The sequence below is a fragment of the Microbacterium sp. PAMC21962 genome, from assembly GCF_019443465.1.
Classification (GTDB): Bacteria; Actinomycetota; Actinomycetes; order Actinomycetales; family Microbacteriaceae; genus Microbacterium; species Microbacterium hominis.
Genome location: NZ_CP080381.1, coordinates 2,144,773 through 2,160,617, shown reverse-complemented (window position 1 = coordinate 2,160,617; position 15,845 = coordinate 2,144,773). Strand labels below are relative to the sequence as shown.

General features: G+C 72.2%; 14 protein-coding genes. 2 read left to right on the top strand and 12 right to left on the bottom strand.

Annotated elements, in window-relative coordinates; genetic code table 11:
* Positions 1 to 75 precede the first annotated feature (75 nt).
* The 5 genes from menE to KY498_RS10335 are packed head-to-tail and all read right to left on the bottom strand — an operon-like array spanning position 76 to position 5,115.
* The gene (gene menE, locus KY498_RS10355; RefSeq protein WP_060959689.1) at positions 76 to 1,602 is read right to left on the bottom strand and encodes an o-succinylbenzoate--CoA ligase; all 1,527 of its coding nucleotides are present in this window, start codon (positions 1,600 to 1,602) and stop codon (positions 76 to 78) included.
* Positions 1,602 to 2,054, bottom strand: coding sequence for a MaoC family dehydratase (locus tag KY498_RS10350; protein WP_060959688.1), 453 nt, complete (start codon positions 2,052 to 2,054; stop codon positions 1,602 to 1,604). Before KY498_RS10350 ends, menE begins: the two co-directional genes overlap by 1 nt.
* Positions 2,055 to 2,096: 42 nt before the next feature.
* Complete coding sequence (locus KY498_RS10345; protein WP_191009435.1) at positions 2,097 to 3,290, bottom strand: acyl-CoA dehydrogenase family protein; 1,194 nt, start codon at positions 3,288 to 3,290, stop codon at positions 2,097 to 2,099.
* 3 nt (positions 3,291 to 3,293) lie between these two features.
* On the bottom strand, positions 3,294 to 4,181 hold the full coding sequence (locus KY498_RS10340; protein WP_191009436.1) for an amidohydrolase family protein: 888 nt from the start codon (positions 4,179 to 4,181) through the stop codon (positions 3,294 to 3,296).
* A gap of 7 nt (positions 4,182 to 4,188) precedes the next feature.
* Positions 4,189 to 5,115 (bottom strand): SDR family NAD(P)-dependent oxidoreductase, encoded by a 927-nt coding sequence (locus KY498_RS10335; RefSeq protein ID WP_061782210.1) that lies wholly within the window; start codon positions 5,113 to 5,115, stop codon positions 4,189 to 4,191.
* A gap of 88 nt (positions 5,116 to 5,203) precedes the next feature.
* Here KY498_RS10335 and KY498_RS10330 point away from each other — a divergent pair, with 88 nt between their 5' ends.
* On the top strand, positions 5,204 to 5,656 hold the full coding sequence (locus KY498_RS10330) for a MarR family winged helix-turn-helix transcriptional regulator (protein ID WP_191009437.1): 453 nt from the start codon (positions 5,204 to 5,206) through the stop codon (positions 5,654 to 5,656).
* A 6-nt stretch (positions 5,657 to 5,662) separates the two neighbouring features.
* On the opposite strand, the gene KY498_RS10325 is transcribed toward KY498_RS10330, so the two are convergent.
* The 4 genes from KY498_RS10325 to KY498_RS10310 all read right to left on the bottom strand — a co-directional run bounded on the left by KY498_RS10325 (position 5,663) and on the right by KY498_RS10310 (position 10,803).
* A complete protein-coding gene (locus tag KY498_RS10325) occupies positions 5,663 to 6,847 on the bottom strand; it encodes a 4-hydroxybenzoate 3-monooxygenase (protein ID WP_191009438.1) in 1,185 nt (394 codons plus the stop codon).
* A 98-nt stretch (positions 6,848 to 6,945) separates the two neighbouring features.
* Positions 6,946 to 7,698 (bottom strand): IclR family transcriptional regulator, encoded by a 753-nt coding sequence (locus tag KY498_RS10320; RefSeq protein WP_061782212.1) that lies wholly within the window; start codon positions 7,696 to 7,698, stop codon positions 6,946 to 6,948.
* A gap of 61 nt (positions 7,699 to 7,759) precedes the next feature.
* Positions 7,760 to 9,340, bottom strand: a complete 1,581-nt coding sequence (locus tag KY498_RS10315) for an amidohydrolase (RefSeq protein ID WP_191009439.1) — start codon at positions 9,338 to 9,340, stop codon at positions 7,760 to 7,762.
* A complete protein-coding gene (locus KY498_RS10310) occupies positions 9,337 to 10,803 on the bottom strand; it encodes an APC family permease (RefSeq protein ID WP_191009440.1) in 1,467 nt (488 codons plus the stop codon). Before KY498_RS10310 ends, KY498_RS10315 begins: the two co-directional genes overlap by 4 nt.
* A gap of 139 nt (positions 10,804 to 10,942) precedes the next feature.
* Between KY498_RS10310 and KY498_RS10305 the strand changes: the two genes are divergently transcribed.
* Entirely contained in the window at positions 10,943 to 11,536 is a 594-nt protein-coding gene (locus KY498_RS10305; RefSeq protein WP_060959679.1) for a TetR/AcrR family transcriptional regulator, read from the top strand.
* A gap of 45 nt (positions 11,537 to 11,581) precedes the next feature.
* Here the strand turns inward: KY498_RS10305 and KY498_RS10300 are convergent, their stop codons facing one another.
* From KY498_RS10300 to KY498_RS10290, 3 genes are all read right to left on the bottom strand, one after another.
* On the bottom strand, positions 11,582 to 12,760 hold the full coding sequence (locus KY498_RS10300; protein WP_101305395.1) for a cobalamin-independent methionine synthase II family protein: 1,179 nt from the start codon (positions 12,758 to 12,760) through the stop codon (positions 11,582 to 11,584).
* 190 nt (positions 12,761 to 12,950) lie between these two features.
* Positions 12,951 to 14,432: a peptide MFS transporter gene (locus tag KY498_RS10295; RefSeq protein WP_191009441.1), complete on the bottom strand. Its 1,482-nt coding sequence runs from the start codon at positions 14,430 to 14,432 to the stop codon at positions 12,951 to 12,953.
* Between the two features lie 9 nt (positions 14,433 to 14,441).
* A complete protein-coding gene (locus KY498_RS10290) occupies positions 14,442 to 15,842 on the bottom strand; it encodes an MFS transporter (RefSeq protein WP_060959770.1) in 1,401 nt (466 codons plus the stop codon).
* Positions 15,843 to 15,845 lie beyond the last annotated feature (3 nt).

The following is a 15,845-nucleotide window of genomic DNA, read 5'->3' as shown; positions in this document are numbered from 1 at the left end:
CCATCGGATGTCGGCCGCAGACCGCCGAACGTGTAGAAGCGATTTTGTCAGGTCTGCGGCCGCCCGGTCGTCACGTCAGTGTCGCCGCCCGAACCGGGCGCGCAGATCCGCCTTGCGGATCTTGCCGGATGCCGTGCGCGGCAGCTCCTCGACCACGACCACGTTCTTGGGGAGCTTGTAGCGGGCGAGCACCCCGTCCAGGGCGGCGCGCACCGACGCCGTGGACACGTCCTGTCCGTCGCGCACGGTCACCACGGCCCAGGGCACTTCGCCCCACCGCTCGTCCGGCACCCCGATGACCGCGACGCCCGAGATTCCGCGGATGTCGTTGATGAGGTTCTCCACTTCGGCGGGGTAGATGTTCTCGCCCCCGGAGATGATCATGTCCTTGAGGCGGTCGGCGATGAAGAGGTAGCCGTCGGCGTCGACGTAGCCGAGGTCTCCGGAGCGGAACCAGCCGTCGTCGGTGAAGACGGCGGCCGATTCCTCCGGCAGGTTCAGATAGCCGGCGAAGACGTTCGGCCCCGTGACCTCGATCTCCCCGACGGTGCCGGGGGCGACCGGCATCCCGTTCTCGTCGGCGATGCGTATCTCGGTGAAGAAGTGGGGCAGGCCCACGCTGCCCTGCTTGCGTGTCGTCGCCTCGGGGGCGAGCGAGGTCACGCCCGGCGATCCCTCGGTCATCCCGTAGCCCTGCGAGAACGACAGTCCGCGCCGCTCGTAGGCGTCGAGGATGCGGGTGGGCACGGCCGATCCGCCGCAGGTGAGCTTGCGTAGGCTGGAGACGTCCGTGCGATCCCAGTCGGGGTGGTCGGCCATCAGCTGATACGTCGTCGGCACGCCGCTGAGCATGCTGACGCGGTGACGCTGCACGAGCTCGAGGGCGCGGCCGGCGTCGAACCCCGGTTCGAGGACCATGGTGGCGCCCTTCATGATCACCGGCAGGGCGCCCATCCCGAGGGAGGCGGCGTGGAACAGGGGCGAGATCATGAGGGCGACGTCGGTGGAGACGACGTCGTAGTCGACGATGCAGTTGAGCGCGCTCCAGGTGAGGTTGCCGTGGGTGAGCACGGCGCCCTTGGCGCGGCCGGTCGTGCCCGAGGTGTACATGACGATCGCCGGGTCGTCCAGACCGATCTCGGCCTCGACGGGCCGGCGTCCGGCGGCGGAGCGCAGCCGGTCCAGGCCCGGGATGCCGGGGGCGCCGTCGCCGGTGAGGAGGACGTGGGCGATCCGCGCCGCCTCGACGCCGTCGACGACCCGCTCGGCGAGCTCGACGTCGTGGATGAGCACGCGTGCCGACGAGTCCGTGAGCACGTGGCGGATCTCGGGTGCCGCCAGACGGGTGTTCACCGGGACGAACACCGCGCCGAGCCGGGCGCAGCCGAACAGCACCGCGAGGAAGTCGGGGCTGTTCTCGCCGAGGTAGGCGACCGCATCCCCCTTCTGCACGCCGCGCTCCGCCAGCAGCGCCGCGACGCGGTCGACCAGGTCGGCCAGCTCCGCATAGGTCAGCGCGTGCGCACCGAAGACGAGCGCCGTCTTGTCCGGGCACTTCAGTCGGCGCTTGGCGATCCAGGAGCCGAGGCCGCGGTCGTTCATCAGGCGTAGAAGCGGTACAGGCCGCGGGCCACGACCGCGGGCTTGGGGGCGCCCTCGATCTCGATCGTCTGGTCGACGGTGAACTGGTAGCCACCCGGGATGTCGAGGACCTCCGCGATGACGGCGCCGCCCCGGATGCGGGCGCCCACCGCGACGGGGGAGACGAATCGCACCTTCTCCAGCCCGTAGTTGACCTTCGTGCCCACCCCATCGAGCTCGAAGAGCTCGGACCAGAACCGGACCGTCAGCGACAGCGACAGGAAGCCGTGCGCGATGGGGCGCCCGAACGGTCCGGCCGCGGCCCGCTCGGGGTCGACGTGGATCCACTGGTGGTCGTCGGTCGCGTCGGCGAACAGGTCGACGCGGTCCTGCGTGATCTCGATCCAGTCGGTCCAGCCGAGGTCGGTGCCGGCGAGGTCGGGGGCGTCCGCGTAGGCGGCGGTCGTGGTCATGGGGTGTCCTTTCGGTCGGGTTCAGACGAAGGTCGGTCGGGTTCAGACGAAGGCGGACACGCCCGTGATGCCGCGTCCGACGATCAGCGAGGTCATCTCGTGCGTGCCCTCGTAGGAGTAGACGGCCTCGGCGTCGGCGAAGAACCGGGCCGCGTCGTGGGTGAGCAGGATGCCGTTGCCGCCCTGCACCTCGCGGCCGAGCGCCGCGCTCTCGCGGGCGAGTCGGGCGGTCTGCATCTTGGCGAGCGCGGAGTCCTCGTCGCGCAGCGTGCCGTCGTCCTGGAGCGCCGACAGTCGGGTGACGATGCCGAGCGAGGCGGTGAGGTTGCCCAGCATGCGCGCGAGCTTCTCCTGCACGAGCTGGAAGCCGCCGATCGGCCGTCCGAACTGCTCGCGTTCGCGCACGTACGCCACGGCGGCATCCAGCGCGCCCGCCTGCAGGCCGGTCGCGATCCACGCGACGTCCGAGCGCAGTGCGCGCAGGATCTCGGCGACGTCGCGCCACGACGCGACGCGCCCCAGCCGCGACGCCTCCGGCACGCGCACCCCGTCGAGGTGGACGTCGAAGTTCTGCATCGTCCGCAGCGACGTCTTGCCCTCGATGCGGACGAGCCGCACGCCCGGCGCCTCCCTCGGGACGAGGAACGCCGTGATCTCGCCGTCCCGGTCGGACCGGGCGAACACGACCAGCACGTGAGCGGTGTCCGCTCCGCCGATCCATCGTTTGGCGCCGTCGATCACCCAGTCGTCCCCGTCGCGGCGGGCGCGGGTCGCGAGGCCTCCGGCGATGTCGGAGCCGTGGTCGGGCTCGGTCAGCGCGAACGCGCCGCGCAGCGCGAACGAGCGGATGTCCGGGTCGAGCGCATCGGCCTGCTGCCGCGTCCCGCCCCGGCGGACGGCGGTGCGGAACAGCCCGGACTGCGCGTTGTAGGCCGTCGCGATCGACACGTCGGTCCGGGCGAGGACGAAGGTGCGGTACCCGGAGAACATCGACGACGAGGCCTCGGCCGCCTCGAGCCCCGCGGGGCTCATCAGAGCGAGGTCGATGAGTGGATCGAGCGCCGCGGGCGGCAGCGTCGCGCGCTCCCAGGCCTCCGCCAGCAGTGGGGCGACGTCGGCGCGCAGGGTGTCGTCCAGCCGGGTGAGGACCGCCCGCGCGGCGGCGCTCAGGTGGGCCGGGGCGTATCCGAGGGGGTCGAAGCCGAACGGCGCGGCCGTGGTCAGCGTCGGCACCATCGCTCAGCCCAGCCCCAGCAGTGCGACGGCGTTGTCCTTGAGGATGCCGGGCATCACCTCCGGCGTGAGCGCGGTCTCCTCCACGTCGCGCAGCCAACGGTCCGGCGTGAGCAGCGGGAAGTCGGAGCCGAAGAGCACGCGCGCGCGCAGGAAGGAGGTGGCCGCCCGCACGAGGGCGGGAGGGAAGTACTTCGGGCTCCATCCCGAGAGGTCGATCCACGTGTTGTGCTTGTGCGTGGCGACGGCGATGGCCTCGTCCTGCCAGGGGACGGAGGGGTGTGCCATGACGATGCGCAGATCGGGGAACTCCGCGGCGACCGTGTCGAGCAGTATCGGGTTCGACAGCGCGAGCCGCAGCCCCCGCCCGCCCCGCATGCCGGCGCCGATGCCGGTCTGACCGGTGTGGAACAGGGCGATCGTGCCCGCGCTCTGGAGCTGCTCGTAGAGCGGGAACCAGCGCGGATCGCTCGGGTCGAACCCCTGCACGGTCGGGTGGAACTTGAACCCGCGCACGCCGTGGTCCTCGATGAGGCGTCGCGCATGGTCGACGGCCGCCGGTCCGCGCAGCGGGTCGACGGAGCCGAACGGGATCAGGACGTCGTTGTTGCGCGCGGCGCCCGCGGCGATCTCCTCGCTCGACAGCGGCGGATGCTCCAGGGCGGTCCGCGCATCGACGGTGAAGACGACCGCGGCCATCGACCGCTCGCGGTAGTAGGCGGCCACGGCATCGAGGTCGGGACGGCCGACGTCGGCGCGGAAGTAGGACGTCGCCGCCGCCGCGAGATCGTCGGGGAGGGAGCTGTGCCCGTGCGGATCGACCTCGATGTGCACGTGCATGTCGATCGCGGTCGTCGTCGACACGTCGATCGCGGGCTCGTATCGCGTGGTCATGGGCGGGTCAGGGCCGCGGACGCTGCAGATCGTCGGGCAGGGGAGGGAAGTGCTCGCCGACGGACTGCAGGCTCGCGCCGATCAGCGTCGGGAACTGCTCCTCCAGGGCCGCGGTGCTCCAGCCGCCCTCGTGATAGGCGGTGACGATCGGCTCCGGATGGGACCAGAGCTGGATGCGGTCTCCGCCCACGCCGATGGCCTGTCCCGTGACGGTTGCCGCGGCATCCGAGGCGAGGTAGGCGATGAGCCCCGACACGTCATCGGCGGTGCCGAAGCCGAGGTCGTGGCGGTAGAACGCGGGCATGGGCTCGCCCGCGGCGTCGGCCTCGACGGCGGCGGCGAAGTACGGGACGGTGGCCGTCATGGCCGTCGCCGCCACCGGGATGACGGCGTTGGCGGTGATGCCCGCCTTCTTCAGCTCGATCGCCCAGGTGCGCACCATGCCGACGATCCCCGCCTTCGCGGCCGCGTAGTTGGTCTGGCCGAAGTTGCCGCGCTGGCCCGTGGGCGAGCCGATGCAGATGATGCGACCCGCGACCCCGGCGCCGCGCATGTGGGTCGCCGCCTCGCGCACACACGTGAACGTGCCGCGCAGGTGCACGTCGACGACGGTGTCGAACGCCTCGTCGCTCGTCTTCCAGAGGACGCCGTCGCGCAGCACGCCGGCGTTGGTGACGAGGATGTCGAGGCCGCCGAAGGTCTCGACGGCGACGCGCACGAGCTCGCGGGCGGTCTCGGCCGATCCCACGGCCGCCGCCACCGCGACGGCCCGGCCGCCCCGCTCCTCGATCGCCGCGGCGGCGGCCTGCGCCGTCGGGGCATCCACGTCGTTGACGACCACCGCCGCGCCCTGCCGGGCGAGCTCCTGCGCGTAGGCGAGGCCGAGTCCGCGGCCCGAGCCGGTGACGATGGCGACTTTTCCGTCGAGAGACATGGGAACTCCTTCGTTCGTGGCTCCATTGAACCGGCAATAGTTGAAGAAGTCAATTATTGAATTCTGTGAGATTTGCTACGATCTGGTCATGCCGCACACAGAGGGATCCCGGGTCGGCGCCCCCGCCCGACTCGCCGAGGACATGAGCTTCCTGCTCGCTCGGGCCACCGCGCTCTCCGTGGCGGCGGGCAACGCCGCCCTCGCCCCGCTCGGGCTGAAGGCGCGGTCGTACTCGGTGCTCGCGCTCGCCGTCGACGTCGACGGGCCCTCGCAGCGCGAGCTCGCCGAGTTCCTCCGCCTCGACCCGAGTCAGGTCGTCTCCCTCGTCGACGACCTCCAGGGCCGCGGGCTCGTCGAGCGGCATCCCGATCCGGGCGATCGCCGGGCGAACGTGGTCGTCGCCACCGCCGCGGGCCGTGCGCTCTACGAACGCGCACTGGTGGCCGCCGAGGCCGCCGAGCGGCAGCTGCACGCCGCGCTCGATGACGCGGAGCGCGGTCAGCTCGCGGCGCTGCTGCGCCGCATCGCCTTCCCCGACTGAGCGCCCTCAGCCCACGCGCGTCTCGAACGGCCACCCCGTGTAGGCCTCCGCCAGGTAGGCGCGTCCCGCCTCCGACTCGACGATCGAGCGCAACTCGGCCCGCTGCCGCTCCCGGTCGAAGGCGGTCGCCTCGGGAGTGCTGTGCAGCATGCTCGTCATCCACCAGGAGAAGTGCTGCGCCTTCCAGATGCGGCGCAGCGCGGTCTCGCCGAACGCGTCGAGCGGCCGTTCGTCGCGTCGGTGCAGCAGCGCCTCCAGCGCCCGATGCAGCAGCACGACGTCGGCGACCGCCAGGTTCATGCCCTTGGCGCCGGTCGGAGGCACGGTGTGCGCGGCGTCGCCGATGAGCGCGACCCGGCCGCGTCGCAGCTCGCCGGCCACGAAGCTGCGGAAGCGCAGCACGTCGCGCTGGAAGATCGGACCCTCCTTCAGCACGGTGCCGGGCACGCGCGCCTGCAGTCGGTCCCAGATCTCCCGCTCGCTCAGGGCGTCGGGATCGGCGCCCGGGTCGCACTGGAAGTACATGCGCTGCACGGTGGCGCTGCGCTGGCTGATGAGCGCGAACCCCTCCGGCGCGTGGCTGTAGATCAGCTCGTCGGCACTCGGCGGCGCCTCGCAGAGGATGCCGAACCACGCGAACGGATACTCGCGGAACGACCCCGCCGCCGATCCGCCCAGCGCCGCCCGGACGACCGATCGCGATCCGTCCGCCCCGACCACCATGTCGGCCTCGATCTCGACGGGCCGCCCCTCGGCATCCGTGCCCGTCAGGCGCGGGCGGGCGGGGTCGGTCGTGTCCACGGTCTCGATGCGCGTGCCGAACCGCAGGTCCTGCCCATCGGCGAGGCGCGTGGCGATGAGGTCTGCGAGCACTTCGTGCTGGGGATACAGCCACACGCTGCGGCCGGTCAGGGCGGGAAAGTCGATGCGGTGCCCCTCGCCGTCGAATCGCAGCTCGATGCCGTCGTGCCGCCGACCGTCGGTGAGCACGCGGGTCGAGGCTCCCGTCTCGACCAGCAGGTCGACCGTGCCCTGCTCGAGGATGCCGGCGCGGATCGTGGTCTCGATCTCGGCGCGACTGCGCGCATCGACGACGAGGGAGGCGATTCCGGAGGAGGCCAGCAGGTGTGAGAGCAGGAGTCCTGCCGGGCCGGCGCCGACGATGGCGACGGGGGTGCGGACGGCGGTCATGGCGTCTCCTTCGACGACGGGCCTGGCGGTGCTGCGCTCCAGTGTGGCGCGGCATCCGGGCCTGTCTCGCAGATTCCCGATGAATGGGAATGCCGAGATCAGTGTCGCGCGGCGCGCAGGGCGGCCTCGATCGCGGCGGCCCCGGCGCGCAACGCGCGCAGCGCGGGCGCGGGGTCGTCGTCGCGCCGGAGCACGACCGCCAGCGCCGCGACCACGACACCGGCGTCGCGGATCGGCACCGCCACCCCGGTCGAGACGGACTCGACGGTGCCGACCGCCACCACGTGGCCGTCACGGCGGATGTCGGCGAGGAGGCGGCGCAGCCGTGCGGCATCCGTGGTCGTCTCCCGGGCGACGCGGCGCAGCGGCCCGGAGAGCACGCGCTCCCGGACGGCGGAGGGAGCGTGCGCGAGGAGCACGAGCCCCGCCGACGAGGCGTGCAGCGGGAGCCGGCCCGCGATGCGGGTGATGTTGGCCCCGGCATCCGGGTCGGAGAGCCGTTCGACGAACAGCGCTTCGTCCTGCTCCAGCACCGCGAGCTGCGTGTGCTCGCGGACCTCGGCCTGCACGGCGGCCATGGCGGGAAGCGCCGCCTGCCGCAGGCGCAGGGCCCCCGAGCCGCGCAGCGCCAGCTCCCACAGCCGCATCCCGACGCGCACCCGCCGGTCGTCGTCGCGCTCGAGCAGACCGGCCGCGACGAGGTCGTCGACGATGCGGTGGGCGGTCGAGGAGGCCAGCCCCGCCCGGCGGCCGATCTCGCTCGCCGTCTGCACGGTGCGATCCGCCGTGAAGGTCTCGAGCACGCGCACGAGCCGCGACGTCAGGGAGTCCCCGCTGGGAGAGTTCGCCATGCCGCCACCTTCTCACGCCGCGCCCCGCCCGTCCGCCGGGGCCGCCGGTCGCTCGTCGCGCTCACCCGGCCAGGTAGCGGACCCGCCCGTCGACCACCGTGGCGTGGACGCCCACGGCCGCGACCTCCTCGGGCGCCGAGACGGACGGGTCGGCGCTCAGCACGGTGAGATCGGCACGCATCCCCACGGCGATGCGCCCCTCGTCGTCGGCGCACCCGGCGGCGACGGCCGCGCCGGTCGTGAACGCCGCGAACGCCTGGGCGGCGGTCAACGCCTCGTTCGCCCCGATCGGCCCAGCCGCGCCGTGGCGCCGGGTCTGCGCCTCGACGAGGATCTCCCGCGGATCGAACGGCGCGATCGGCCAGTCCGAGCCGAGCGCCAGGGTCACGCCGCCGTCGGCGAGCGAACGGGTCCGCCACGAGTGCTCCGCGCGGTCGGCGCCGACGCGGGTGCTCCAGTTGTCGCTGCGGTCGGCGCGCACGAACCGGGTGCAGTGCGTCGGCTGCATGCTCGCGACCGCGCCGCTGCGCGCGACCGCGGCGACCACGTCGTCGCCGGTCAGCTCCAGGTGCTCGATGCGATGCACGGAACCCGGGTGGGCGGCGCGGGCATCGGCGATGGATGCCGCGGCGTGGCGGACCGCCGCGTCGCCGATCGCATGCGTGGCCGTCGGGACGCCGGCGGCCGCGAACCGCGCGATCGCGGCCGCGTAGCGCGAGGGGGAGGGCCACGTGCTACGCACCGAGCGGCCGTCGCGGTCGGGACGCGTCAGCCACGCCGTGCCGTTGTCGATCGTGCCGTCCAGGAACAGCTTCACCCCGTGGCGGCGCCACGACGCGCCGCCGGTGCCGGTCGCGGCGATCAGGGCCTCCCAGTCGTCCGGGGTGGACGCGGGGTCGACCCACGGGTGGATGCGCAGGCGCAGCGGCATCCGGTCCTCGCTCTCGACCGCCGCGTACAGGGCGGCAGGATCTCCTTCGAAGTCCATGACGTGCGCTCCCGTGAGCCCGACGGACGCCATCTGCTCGAGAGCCCCCGCCAGTCGCGCCGCGACGGCGGACGCCGGCTCGAGCGGGACGAGGCACTCGATCAGGTCGATCGCCTCGTGCTCGTGGAGGAACCCCGTGGGGGTGCCCGCGTCATCCACGTCGACGTGGGCGCCCGACGCGAACGTCCGGCGACCCGTGACACCCGCCCGGGCGAGGGCGGCGCTGCTCGCGAGCGCGGAGTGGGCGTCGAACATCCGCAGCAGCGTCGGGACGTCGCCGACCGCGTCGTCGAGCGCCTCCGCCGTGATCGCCGCTCCCGCCCAGACGTCGTGGGACAGTCCCCACCCGAGGATCCACTCGCCCGCGTCGCGTCGTGCCGCCGCGAGCCTCGAGCGCAGCTCGTCGAGCGTGCGCACCTCCCGCAGATCGATCCCGCGGGCCATCCGGGCGCCCAGCACGGGGTGGGTGTGGGCGTCGACGAGGCCGGGCGACACGATGCCGGGCAGGCGCAGCGTGCGCGTTCCGACACCGCTCCAGCCGGCGGCGTCGCTGCGGTCGCCGATCGCGACGATGCGGCCCCCGGCCACGGCCAGGGCTTCGCCGGCCGTGCCGTGGAGGGCATCGGCGACGAGGACGAGGTCGGCGGCCGTCACTGCTCCGGCCCGCCGATCCCGGCGTACGCGGCCGGCCGTGATCGGCGCAGCCCCTCCGCCAGCACGAGGCCGATCAGGAACGACACCGGGATGACGCCCACGATGACGGCGTTCGTCGCGGCATCCGCGCCGGTGAGCACATCGATGTTCACGACGATGAGCACGAGGAAGACGAGCATGAGCACGCCGCCCAGGAGGCCGGTGGGAAGTGCGTACCAGGGGCGGTCGGCGGGCCCGCGGCGGACGAAGAAGACGACCACCGACGCCGCGGCGAGGATCTGCAGGACGACGACGCCGACCACGCCCGGCGTGTTGACCCAGATCAGCAGCTGCCGGTACGGGTCGGCGCCGGCGAGCGCGAACCCGCCGACCACCACGGCGGCCAGTGCCGTCTGCACGAGCCCGGCGACCCACGGGGCGCCGTTGCGCTCGCGGGTGCGGCCGAGCGCGGCGGGGAGCACGCCGTCGCGGGCGAGAGCGTAGGTGTACCGGTTGATCGAGTTGTGGAAGGCGAGAAGCGCGGCGAAGACGCTCGTCACGATGAGGAGGAGGAAGACGCTCGTCGCCGCCTCTCCGAGCCGGCTGCCGGCCGTGACGAACAGGAACGTCTCCACGCCGTTGTCGGCGATGAACGCCTGCACGAGATCCTCGCCGTGGGCCTGGATGAGCAGCCACGTCAACGCGAAGTAGAACAGCGTCATCGCGGCCACCGCGACATAGGTGGCGCGCGGGATCGTGCGATGCGGGGTGCGTGCTTCGGACCGATAGAGCACCGTCGACTCGAAACCGATGAAGGCGGCGAACGCGAGACCCAGCACGACGGCGAACTGCGGCGTGAAGACGTTCTCCGGTGCGAACACCCCGTCGCCGAAGCCGGCGGACGTCCCGCCCGTGACGAGGATGGCCACACCGAGCGCGGCGAGCGCCAGCGTCTCGGCGACCAGCAGCACGCCCAGGACCTTGGCGCCCATGTCGATGCCCGTGAAACCCATGGCCCAGACGCCCGCGATCGCGACGGCCGCGAGGATGCCCCACGGGACGTCGATGCCGAAGACAGTGGCGAGCATCGCCCGGGTGTTCACTGCGAACAGCCCGTAGATGCCGATCTGCATCGCGTTGTACGAGACGAGGGCGAGGATGCCGGAGCCGAGTCCCATGTGCTTGCCGAGGGCGGCCGCGATGTACGTGTAGAAGCCGCCGGTGCGCGAGACGCGGTTGGTCATCGCCATGAAGCCGGCCGCGAAGATCGCCAGGGCGATGCCGACGACGAGGTAGGCGCTCGGGGCCGCCGGGCCCGCGATGAGGATCGCGAGCGGCACGGTTCCCGCGATCACCGTCAGCGGCGCGGCGGCCGAGACCACGAGGAAGGTGATCCCCCTCGCGCCGAGCGAGTTCTGCTTCAGGGCGCCGATGGCACCGGACGGGTCCGCGGGTGCGGACGGAGTGGGCGTCGTCGTTGACATGTCGTCCTCCAGAGGGTGTCGGGTCAGGAATGAGCCGGATTTATCTAACGGTGTTAGGCAGTATGTCCGGCTCGTGCGACGGCGACAAGTACGCTGTGTAACTGTCTTGTTTCGGGAGGTGTGTGTGGGCAGACCCTCGGTGGCGCGTCTCTCGGTCGAGCGCATCGTCGATGAGGCCCTGGCGCTCATCGACAGCGGCGACACGTTCTCCATGCGCGCGCTCGGCAAGCGCTTGGACGTCGCCGCGCCGTCGCTGTACTACCACGTCGGCGGGCTCGAGCATCTGATCGATCTCATCCGCGATCGCATGGTGCAGGACTTCCCGCCACCCCCTCCGGATCGTGGGCGCCCGTGGCGCGAGGAGCTGGAGGCGATCCTCCACTCGATGCGCGCCGGCTACGCGGCCCACCCGCGACTGGTGGCCCTCCTCGTCGGCACGCCCATCACCTCGGAGGCGGTGCTGGGCATCTACGAGCGCATGGCGGCAGCCCTGTTCGCCGCCGGCTTCGCAGCGGATGCCGTGTCGGTCCACCTCGAGGCGCTGGACAGTTTCGCTCTCGGCATCGCGCTCGAGCGTGCGGCTCCGGCCGAGGTGTGGCGGACGTCTCCCGCGACGAGCGCGCTCGCCGCGGCGAGCGCGGCGTGGGCGGATGCCGACGCGCGCCTCGACGCCGCCTTCGAGGTGGGCCTGCTCGCCCTCCTCGACGCGATCGAGCGGGCACCGCGCGCGTAGCGCGCTCCGCGCCGCGGCGGGCGTGCCGAAGACGGAACGCGCGGGTCAGGCGCGGCGGGCGCCCTCGCCGAGCGTCTCGAGCTTCGCCCAGGCGATGTCGGGGTGGAGGCGTCCACCGAGCCCGCAGTCGGTCGAGGCGATGACGCGGTCGGCACCCACGATGTCGGTGAACCGGCGGATGCGCTGCGCGACGAGCTCCGGGTGCTCCACGACGTTGGTCGCGTGGCTGACGACGCCGGGCACGAGCACCAGGTCGTCGGGCACGGCGGCATCCGCCCACGCACCGAACTCGTGCTCGTGGCGGACGTTGCCGGCCTCGAACGAGATCGAGCCGACGTTCGCCTGCAGCACGACGGGCAGGATGTCCTTCAGCTCGATGTCGGTGGTGTGCGGCCCGTGCCACGACCCCCAGCACAGGTGCAGGCGCACCTGCTCCTTGGGGAGCCCGGCGATGGCGTGGTTGATCGCGTCGATGCGGATCTTCGTGAAGGCCTGGTAGTCGGCGATCGAGGGTTCCGGGTTGATCTGGTCGAAGTTCTCGGCGAGCGACGGGTCGTCCAGCTGCAGGATGAGCCCGGCGTCGACGATCGCCCGGTACTCCTCGCGCAGGGCGTCGGCCCACGCGAAGATGTGCTCCTCGTCGCCGGCGTAGTACTCGTTGCGCACGCGCGCCGCAGACCCGGGCGCGATGGCCGTGAGGAAGCCGCGCTCGCCGTCCCGGAGGGCGCCGGTGAGGTGACGGATGTCGGATGCCACGGCATCGTGACCCCGGTACGCGAGCGGTCCGGTCGTCGTGGGGAACGCGGTGGCGGTGCGCCCCGCCTCGACGGCCTCGGCGTAGACGGCCGGGAACAGCTGCCGATCGCGGCGGTCGAGGAAGCTCGTGAGGCGGATCTCGCCGGGCGCGGAGCGCACCGGCGGCTCGTTGAACGCGTTGACCTCGGTGAGCGACAGGCCGCTCACCCGCTGGAACGAGTACGACCACCAGGCGCCGTAGTCGACCGCGTTCGACATGGCCTTGCCGAACTCGCCGTCGCCGACGAGGGTGATGCCGGCGGCGCGCTGACGCTCCACGACGTCCGCGACGGCCTGGGCGGTCAACGACTCGAACGCGGGCGTCGACTGCAGCGTGAAGCCGTCGTCGGCGAGGGTGCGCGAGGCGTTCGCCTCGATGAGGGCGGCGGTGCGGGGCAGGCTGCCGGAGGTCGTGGTGGCGACGGACATGGGTCTCCTCCTGAGGACGATGGCCCGCGGGGCGGGCGAGTGTCAGAAGGCTCTTGCAGCGGCGAGGGGCGCAGGCTGCTCAAGGCGGAGGCTTCCGGTTTTCGAGCCACCGCCAGGATACGGCGACCGGCGCCGTCTGCGCGGACGTGTGACGTCGGGTGACACCCGCGTCCGGTGGGCGGATGCCGCTTCAGCGCACGCCGCGCATGAGCCGGAGGACCGGCTTCGCGAAGAGCAGCAGCAGCACGCCGACGCCGATCGCGATGAGGCCCAGCACGGAGAAGTAGGGCACCTCGTCGTCGGGGTCGTAGAGGGTCGCGAGCTGGCCGGCGATCGCGGTGCCGAGCGCCACCGACAGGAAGAACAGCGCCACCATCTGGGTGTGGAAGGCGTCGGGGGCCAGCTTGGTCGTCACCGACAGGCCCACCGGCGAGAGCAGCAGCTCCGCCACGGTGAACACGAACAGGATACCGACGATGGCCAGCAGCGGCGTCGAGTTCTCGCCGCCGCCCGCGAAGGGCAGGAACAGCAGGAACGCCGCGCCCATCACGATGGCGGCGACGCCGAACTTCACCGGCGTGGCGGGTTGGCGTGCGCCGAGCTTCGTCCACACCGCGGCGAAGACGCCGGAGAGCACGATGATGAACACCGGGTTGATGGAGTTCACCCACGACACCGGCATCTCCCAGCCGAACAGGTCGCGGTTCAACCGCTTGTCGGAGTAGACCGTCAGCACCGTGAACTGCTGCTGGTACAGCGACCAGAAGGCGACCGAGGTGAGGAACAGCGGCACGAACCCCCACACGCGGCTGCGCTCCTCGGCATCCACCCGGCGGCTGGACAGGATGACCGCGAAGTAGGCGATCGCCGCTCCGATCACGGTGACGATCACGATCAGGGCGAGGTTGTCGGCGCGGATGACGCCGAGCAGCACCAGGATGACGATGAGGACGACCCCGGCGACCGCGATGCCGATCATCAGCGGGTAGCGCTCGCGGGGAAGCGGGTTGGGCACCGCGCGTGCCGCGGCGGGCAGCTGACGGCGGCCGAACGAGTACTGCACGAGCCCCAGGGCCATGCCGACGGCGGCCAGGCCGAATCCCCAGTGGAAGCCGAGGCTCGACTGGAGGAGGCCCGTCAGCAGCGGCCCGGCGAACGCGCCCAGGTTGATGCCGAGGTAGAACAGCGAGAATCCGCCGTCACGGCGGGTGTCGTCCGGGCCGTAGAGGGTGCCCACGACGCTGGTCGCGGTGGCCTTCAGCCCGCCGGAGCCGATCGCGACGAGCACGAGGCCCACGCCCACGCCGACGAAGCCCGGCAGCAGCGCGAGGGCGATGTGGCCGGCCATGATGACGATCGCGCTGAGGAACAGCACGCGCTCCGCTCCCAGGATCCGGTCGGCGATCCAGGCGCCGAGGATCGTGGAGAGGTAGACGGCGCCGCCGTACGCTCCGACGATGCCCGCGGCCACGCCCTGATCGACGCCGAGGCCGCCCTCGCTAACCGAGTAGTACAGGTAGATGAGCAGGATGCCCTGCATGCCGTAGAAGCTGAACCGCTCCCACATCTCCACACCGAACACGTGGGCGAGCGCCCACGGCTGGCCGAAGAACCGGGTGTCGCGGTCTCCGGAGGACGCGGGCGCGGGGAGGACGGGCTGGCGCGGACTCATGGTGCGAGGCTAGTGGTCCGCCGGCAACGCGGGGTGGTGCTCGTCGGCGGGGCGCAGCGGGATGAAGGCCGCGACCGTGAGCGCGATGACCGCGGCGGCGAGCCCGAGCCAGAACGACACCTGGAAGGCGGATGCCGTGGGCACGGCGCGTCCGTCCTGCACCGTCGACATGCCGGCGAGCACCGCCCCGACGACCGCCGCGGCCGAGCTCGTCCCCAGCGAGCGGAAGAGGGCGTTGAGGCCGTTGGAGGCTCCGGTCTCGGTCTGCGGCACTGAGCGCATGATGAGCATGGGCATCGCGGCGTAGCCGAACCCGATGCCGACGCCGATGAGGAGGTTCGCGATGAGGATGTGCCAGACGGCCGACGCGAACAGCAGGCTGAAGCCGTAGGCGGCGATCAGCGCGATCGCGCCGAGGATGAGCAATCGTCGCGGCCCGACGGTGCTCGCGAGGCGCCCGGAGAACGGGGAGAGCACCATCATGACCAGGCCGGACGGCATGATCACCAGGCTCGCCGCCAGCAGCGTGAGCCCGAAGCCGGTCGGTGCGGGCAGCTCGAGCAGCTGCGGGTAGGACACGTTGGACGAGAACAGCGAGAACCCCATCGCGACCGACGCGAGGTTCGTCAGCAGCACGGGGCGCCGGGCGGCGACGCGCAGGTCGAGCAGAGGCTCGGCGATCCGCAGTTCGTACCACCCCCAGACGAGGAGGACGGCCACACCGCCGAGGCCGCAGCCGAGGGTCGCCGGTGACGCCCACCCCCAGGCGTCGCCACGCGAGATGGCGAGCAGGATGCCGAGCAGGCCCACCGCGAGACCGAGCGCGCCGACGTAGTCGAAGCGGCCCGCCGTGCGCAGGACGCTCACGGGGACGACGAGCAGGACGAGCACGAACACGATCGCGCCGAGGGCGGCGGCCGTCCAGAAGAGGGCGTGCCAGTCGGCGTTCTCGGTCACGAGTGCGCTCACGGGGAGTCCGAGTGCGCCGCCGACGCCGAGGGTCGCGCTGATGAGGGCGATGGCCGGGTCGACGCGGTCCTCGTGGAGCACGTCGCGCAGGATCGAGATGCCGAGGGGGATCACGCCGGTCACGGCCCCCTGCAGGGCGCGGCCGACGATCAGCCAGACCAGTCCCGTCGACAGCGCCGCGATGACGGAGCCGACGACGAGGGTCGCCAGCAGCACCAGCACGATGCGGCGCTTGCCGTACATGTCGCCCAGACGCCCCGCGATCGGCGTGATGACGGCGGCCGCGAGGAGCGTCGCGGTGACCACCCACGCCGTGTCGTCGCGGTCGGCGTGCAGGAGGTCGGGCAGGCGCGTCTGGATCGGGACGACCAGCGTGAACATGAACGACGAGGCGAGGCCGGCCAGCGCCAGCACGGCGACGATGGCGCCCTGCGGCGGCATCCG

Bases quoted from the DNA above. Each gene is read 5' to 3' on its own strand.
- KY498_RS10345 (WP_191009435.1), bottom strand. From the start codon at position 3,290: ATGGTGCCGACGCTGACCACGGCCGCGCCGTTCGGCTTCGACCCCCTC.
- KY498_RS10295 (WP_191009441.1), bottom strand. From the start codon at position 14,432: ATGAGTCCGCGCCAGCCCGTCCTCCCCGCGCCCGCGTCCTCCGGAGAC.
- KY498_RS10290 (WP_060959770.1), bottom strand. From the start codon at position 15,842: ATGCCGCCGCAGGGCGCCATCGTCGCCGTGCTGGCGCTGGCCGGCCTC.
- KY498_RS10320 (WP_061782212.1), bottom strand. From the start codon at position 7,698: ATGGCGAACTCTCCCAGCGGGGACTCCCTGACGTCGCGGCTCGTGCGC.
- KY498_RS10310 (WP_191009440.1), bottom strand. From the start codon at position 10,803: ATGTCAACGACGACGCCCACTCCGTCCGCACCCGCGGACCCGTCCGGT.
- menE (WP_060959689.1), bottom strand. From the start codon at position 1,602: ATGAACGACCGCGGCCTCGGCTCCTGGATCGCCAAGCGCCGACTGAAG.
- KY498_RS10325 (WP_191009438.1), bottom strand. From the start codon at position 6,847: ATGACCGCCGTCCGCACCCCCGTCGCCATCGTCGGCGCCGGCCCGGCA.
- KY498_RS10300 (WP_101305395.1), bottom strand. From the start codon at position 12,760: ATGTCCGTCGCCACCACGACCTCCGGCAGCCTGCCCCGCACCGCCGCC.
- KY498_RS10340 (WP_191009436.1), bottom strand. From the start codon at position 4,181: ATGACCACGCGATACGAGCCCGCGATCGACGTGTCGACGACGACCGCG.
- KY498_RS10335 (WP_061782210.1), bottom strand. From the start codon at position 5,115: ATGTCTCTCGACGGAAAAGTCGCCATCGTCACCGGCTCGGGCCGCGGA.
- KY498_RS10350 (WP_060959688.1), bottom strand. From the start codon at position 2,054: ATGACCACGACCGCCGCCTACGCGGACGCCCCCGACCTCGCCGGCACC.
- KY498_RS10330 (WP_191009437.1), top strand. From the start codon at position 5,204: ATGCCGCACACAGAGGGATCCCGGGTCGGCGCCCCCGCCCGACTCGCC.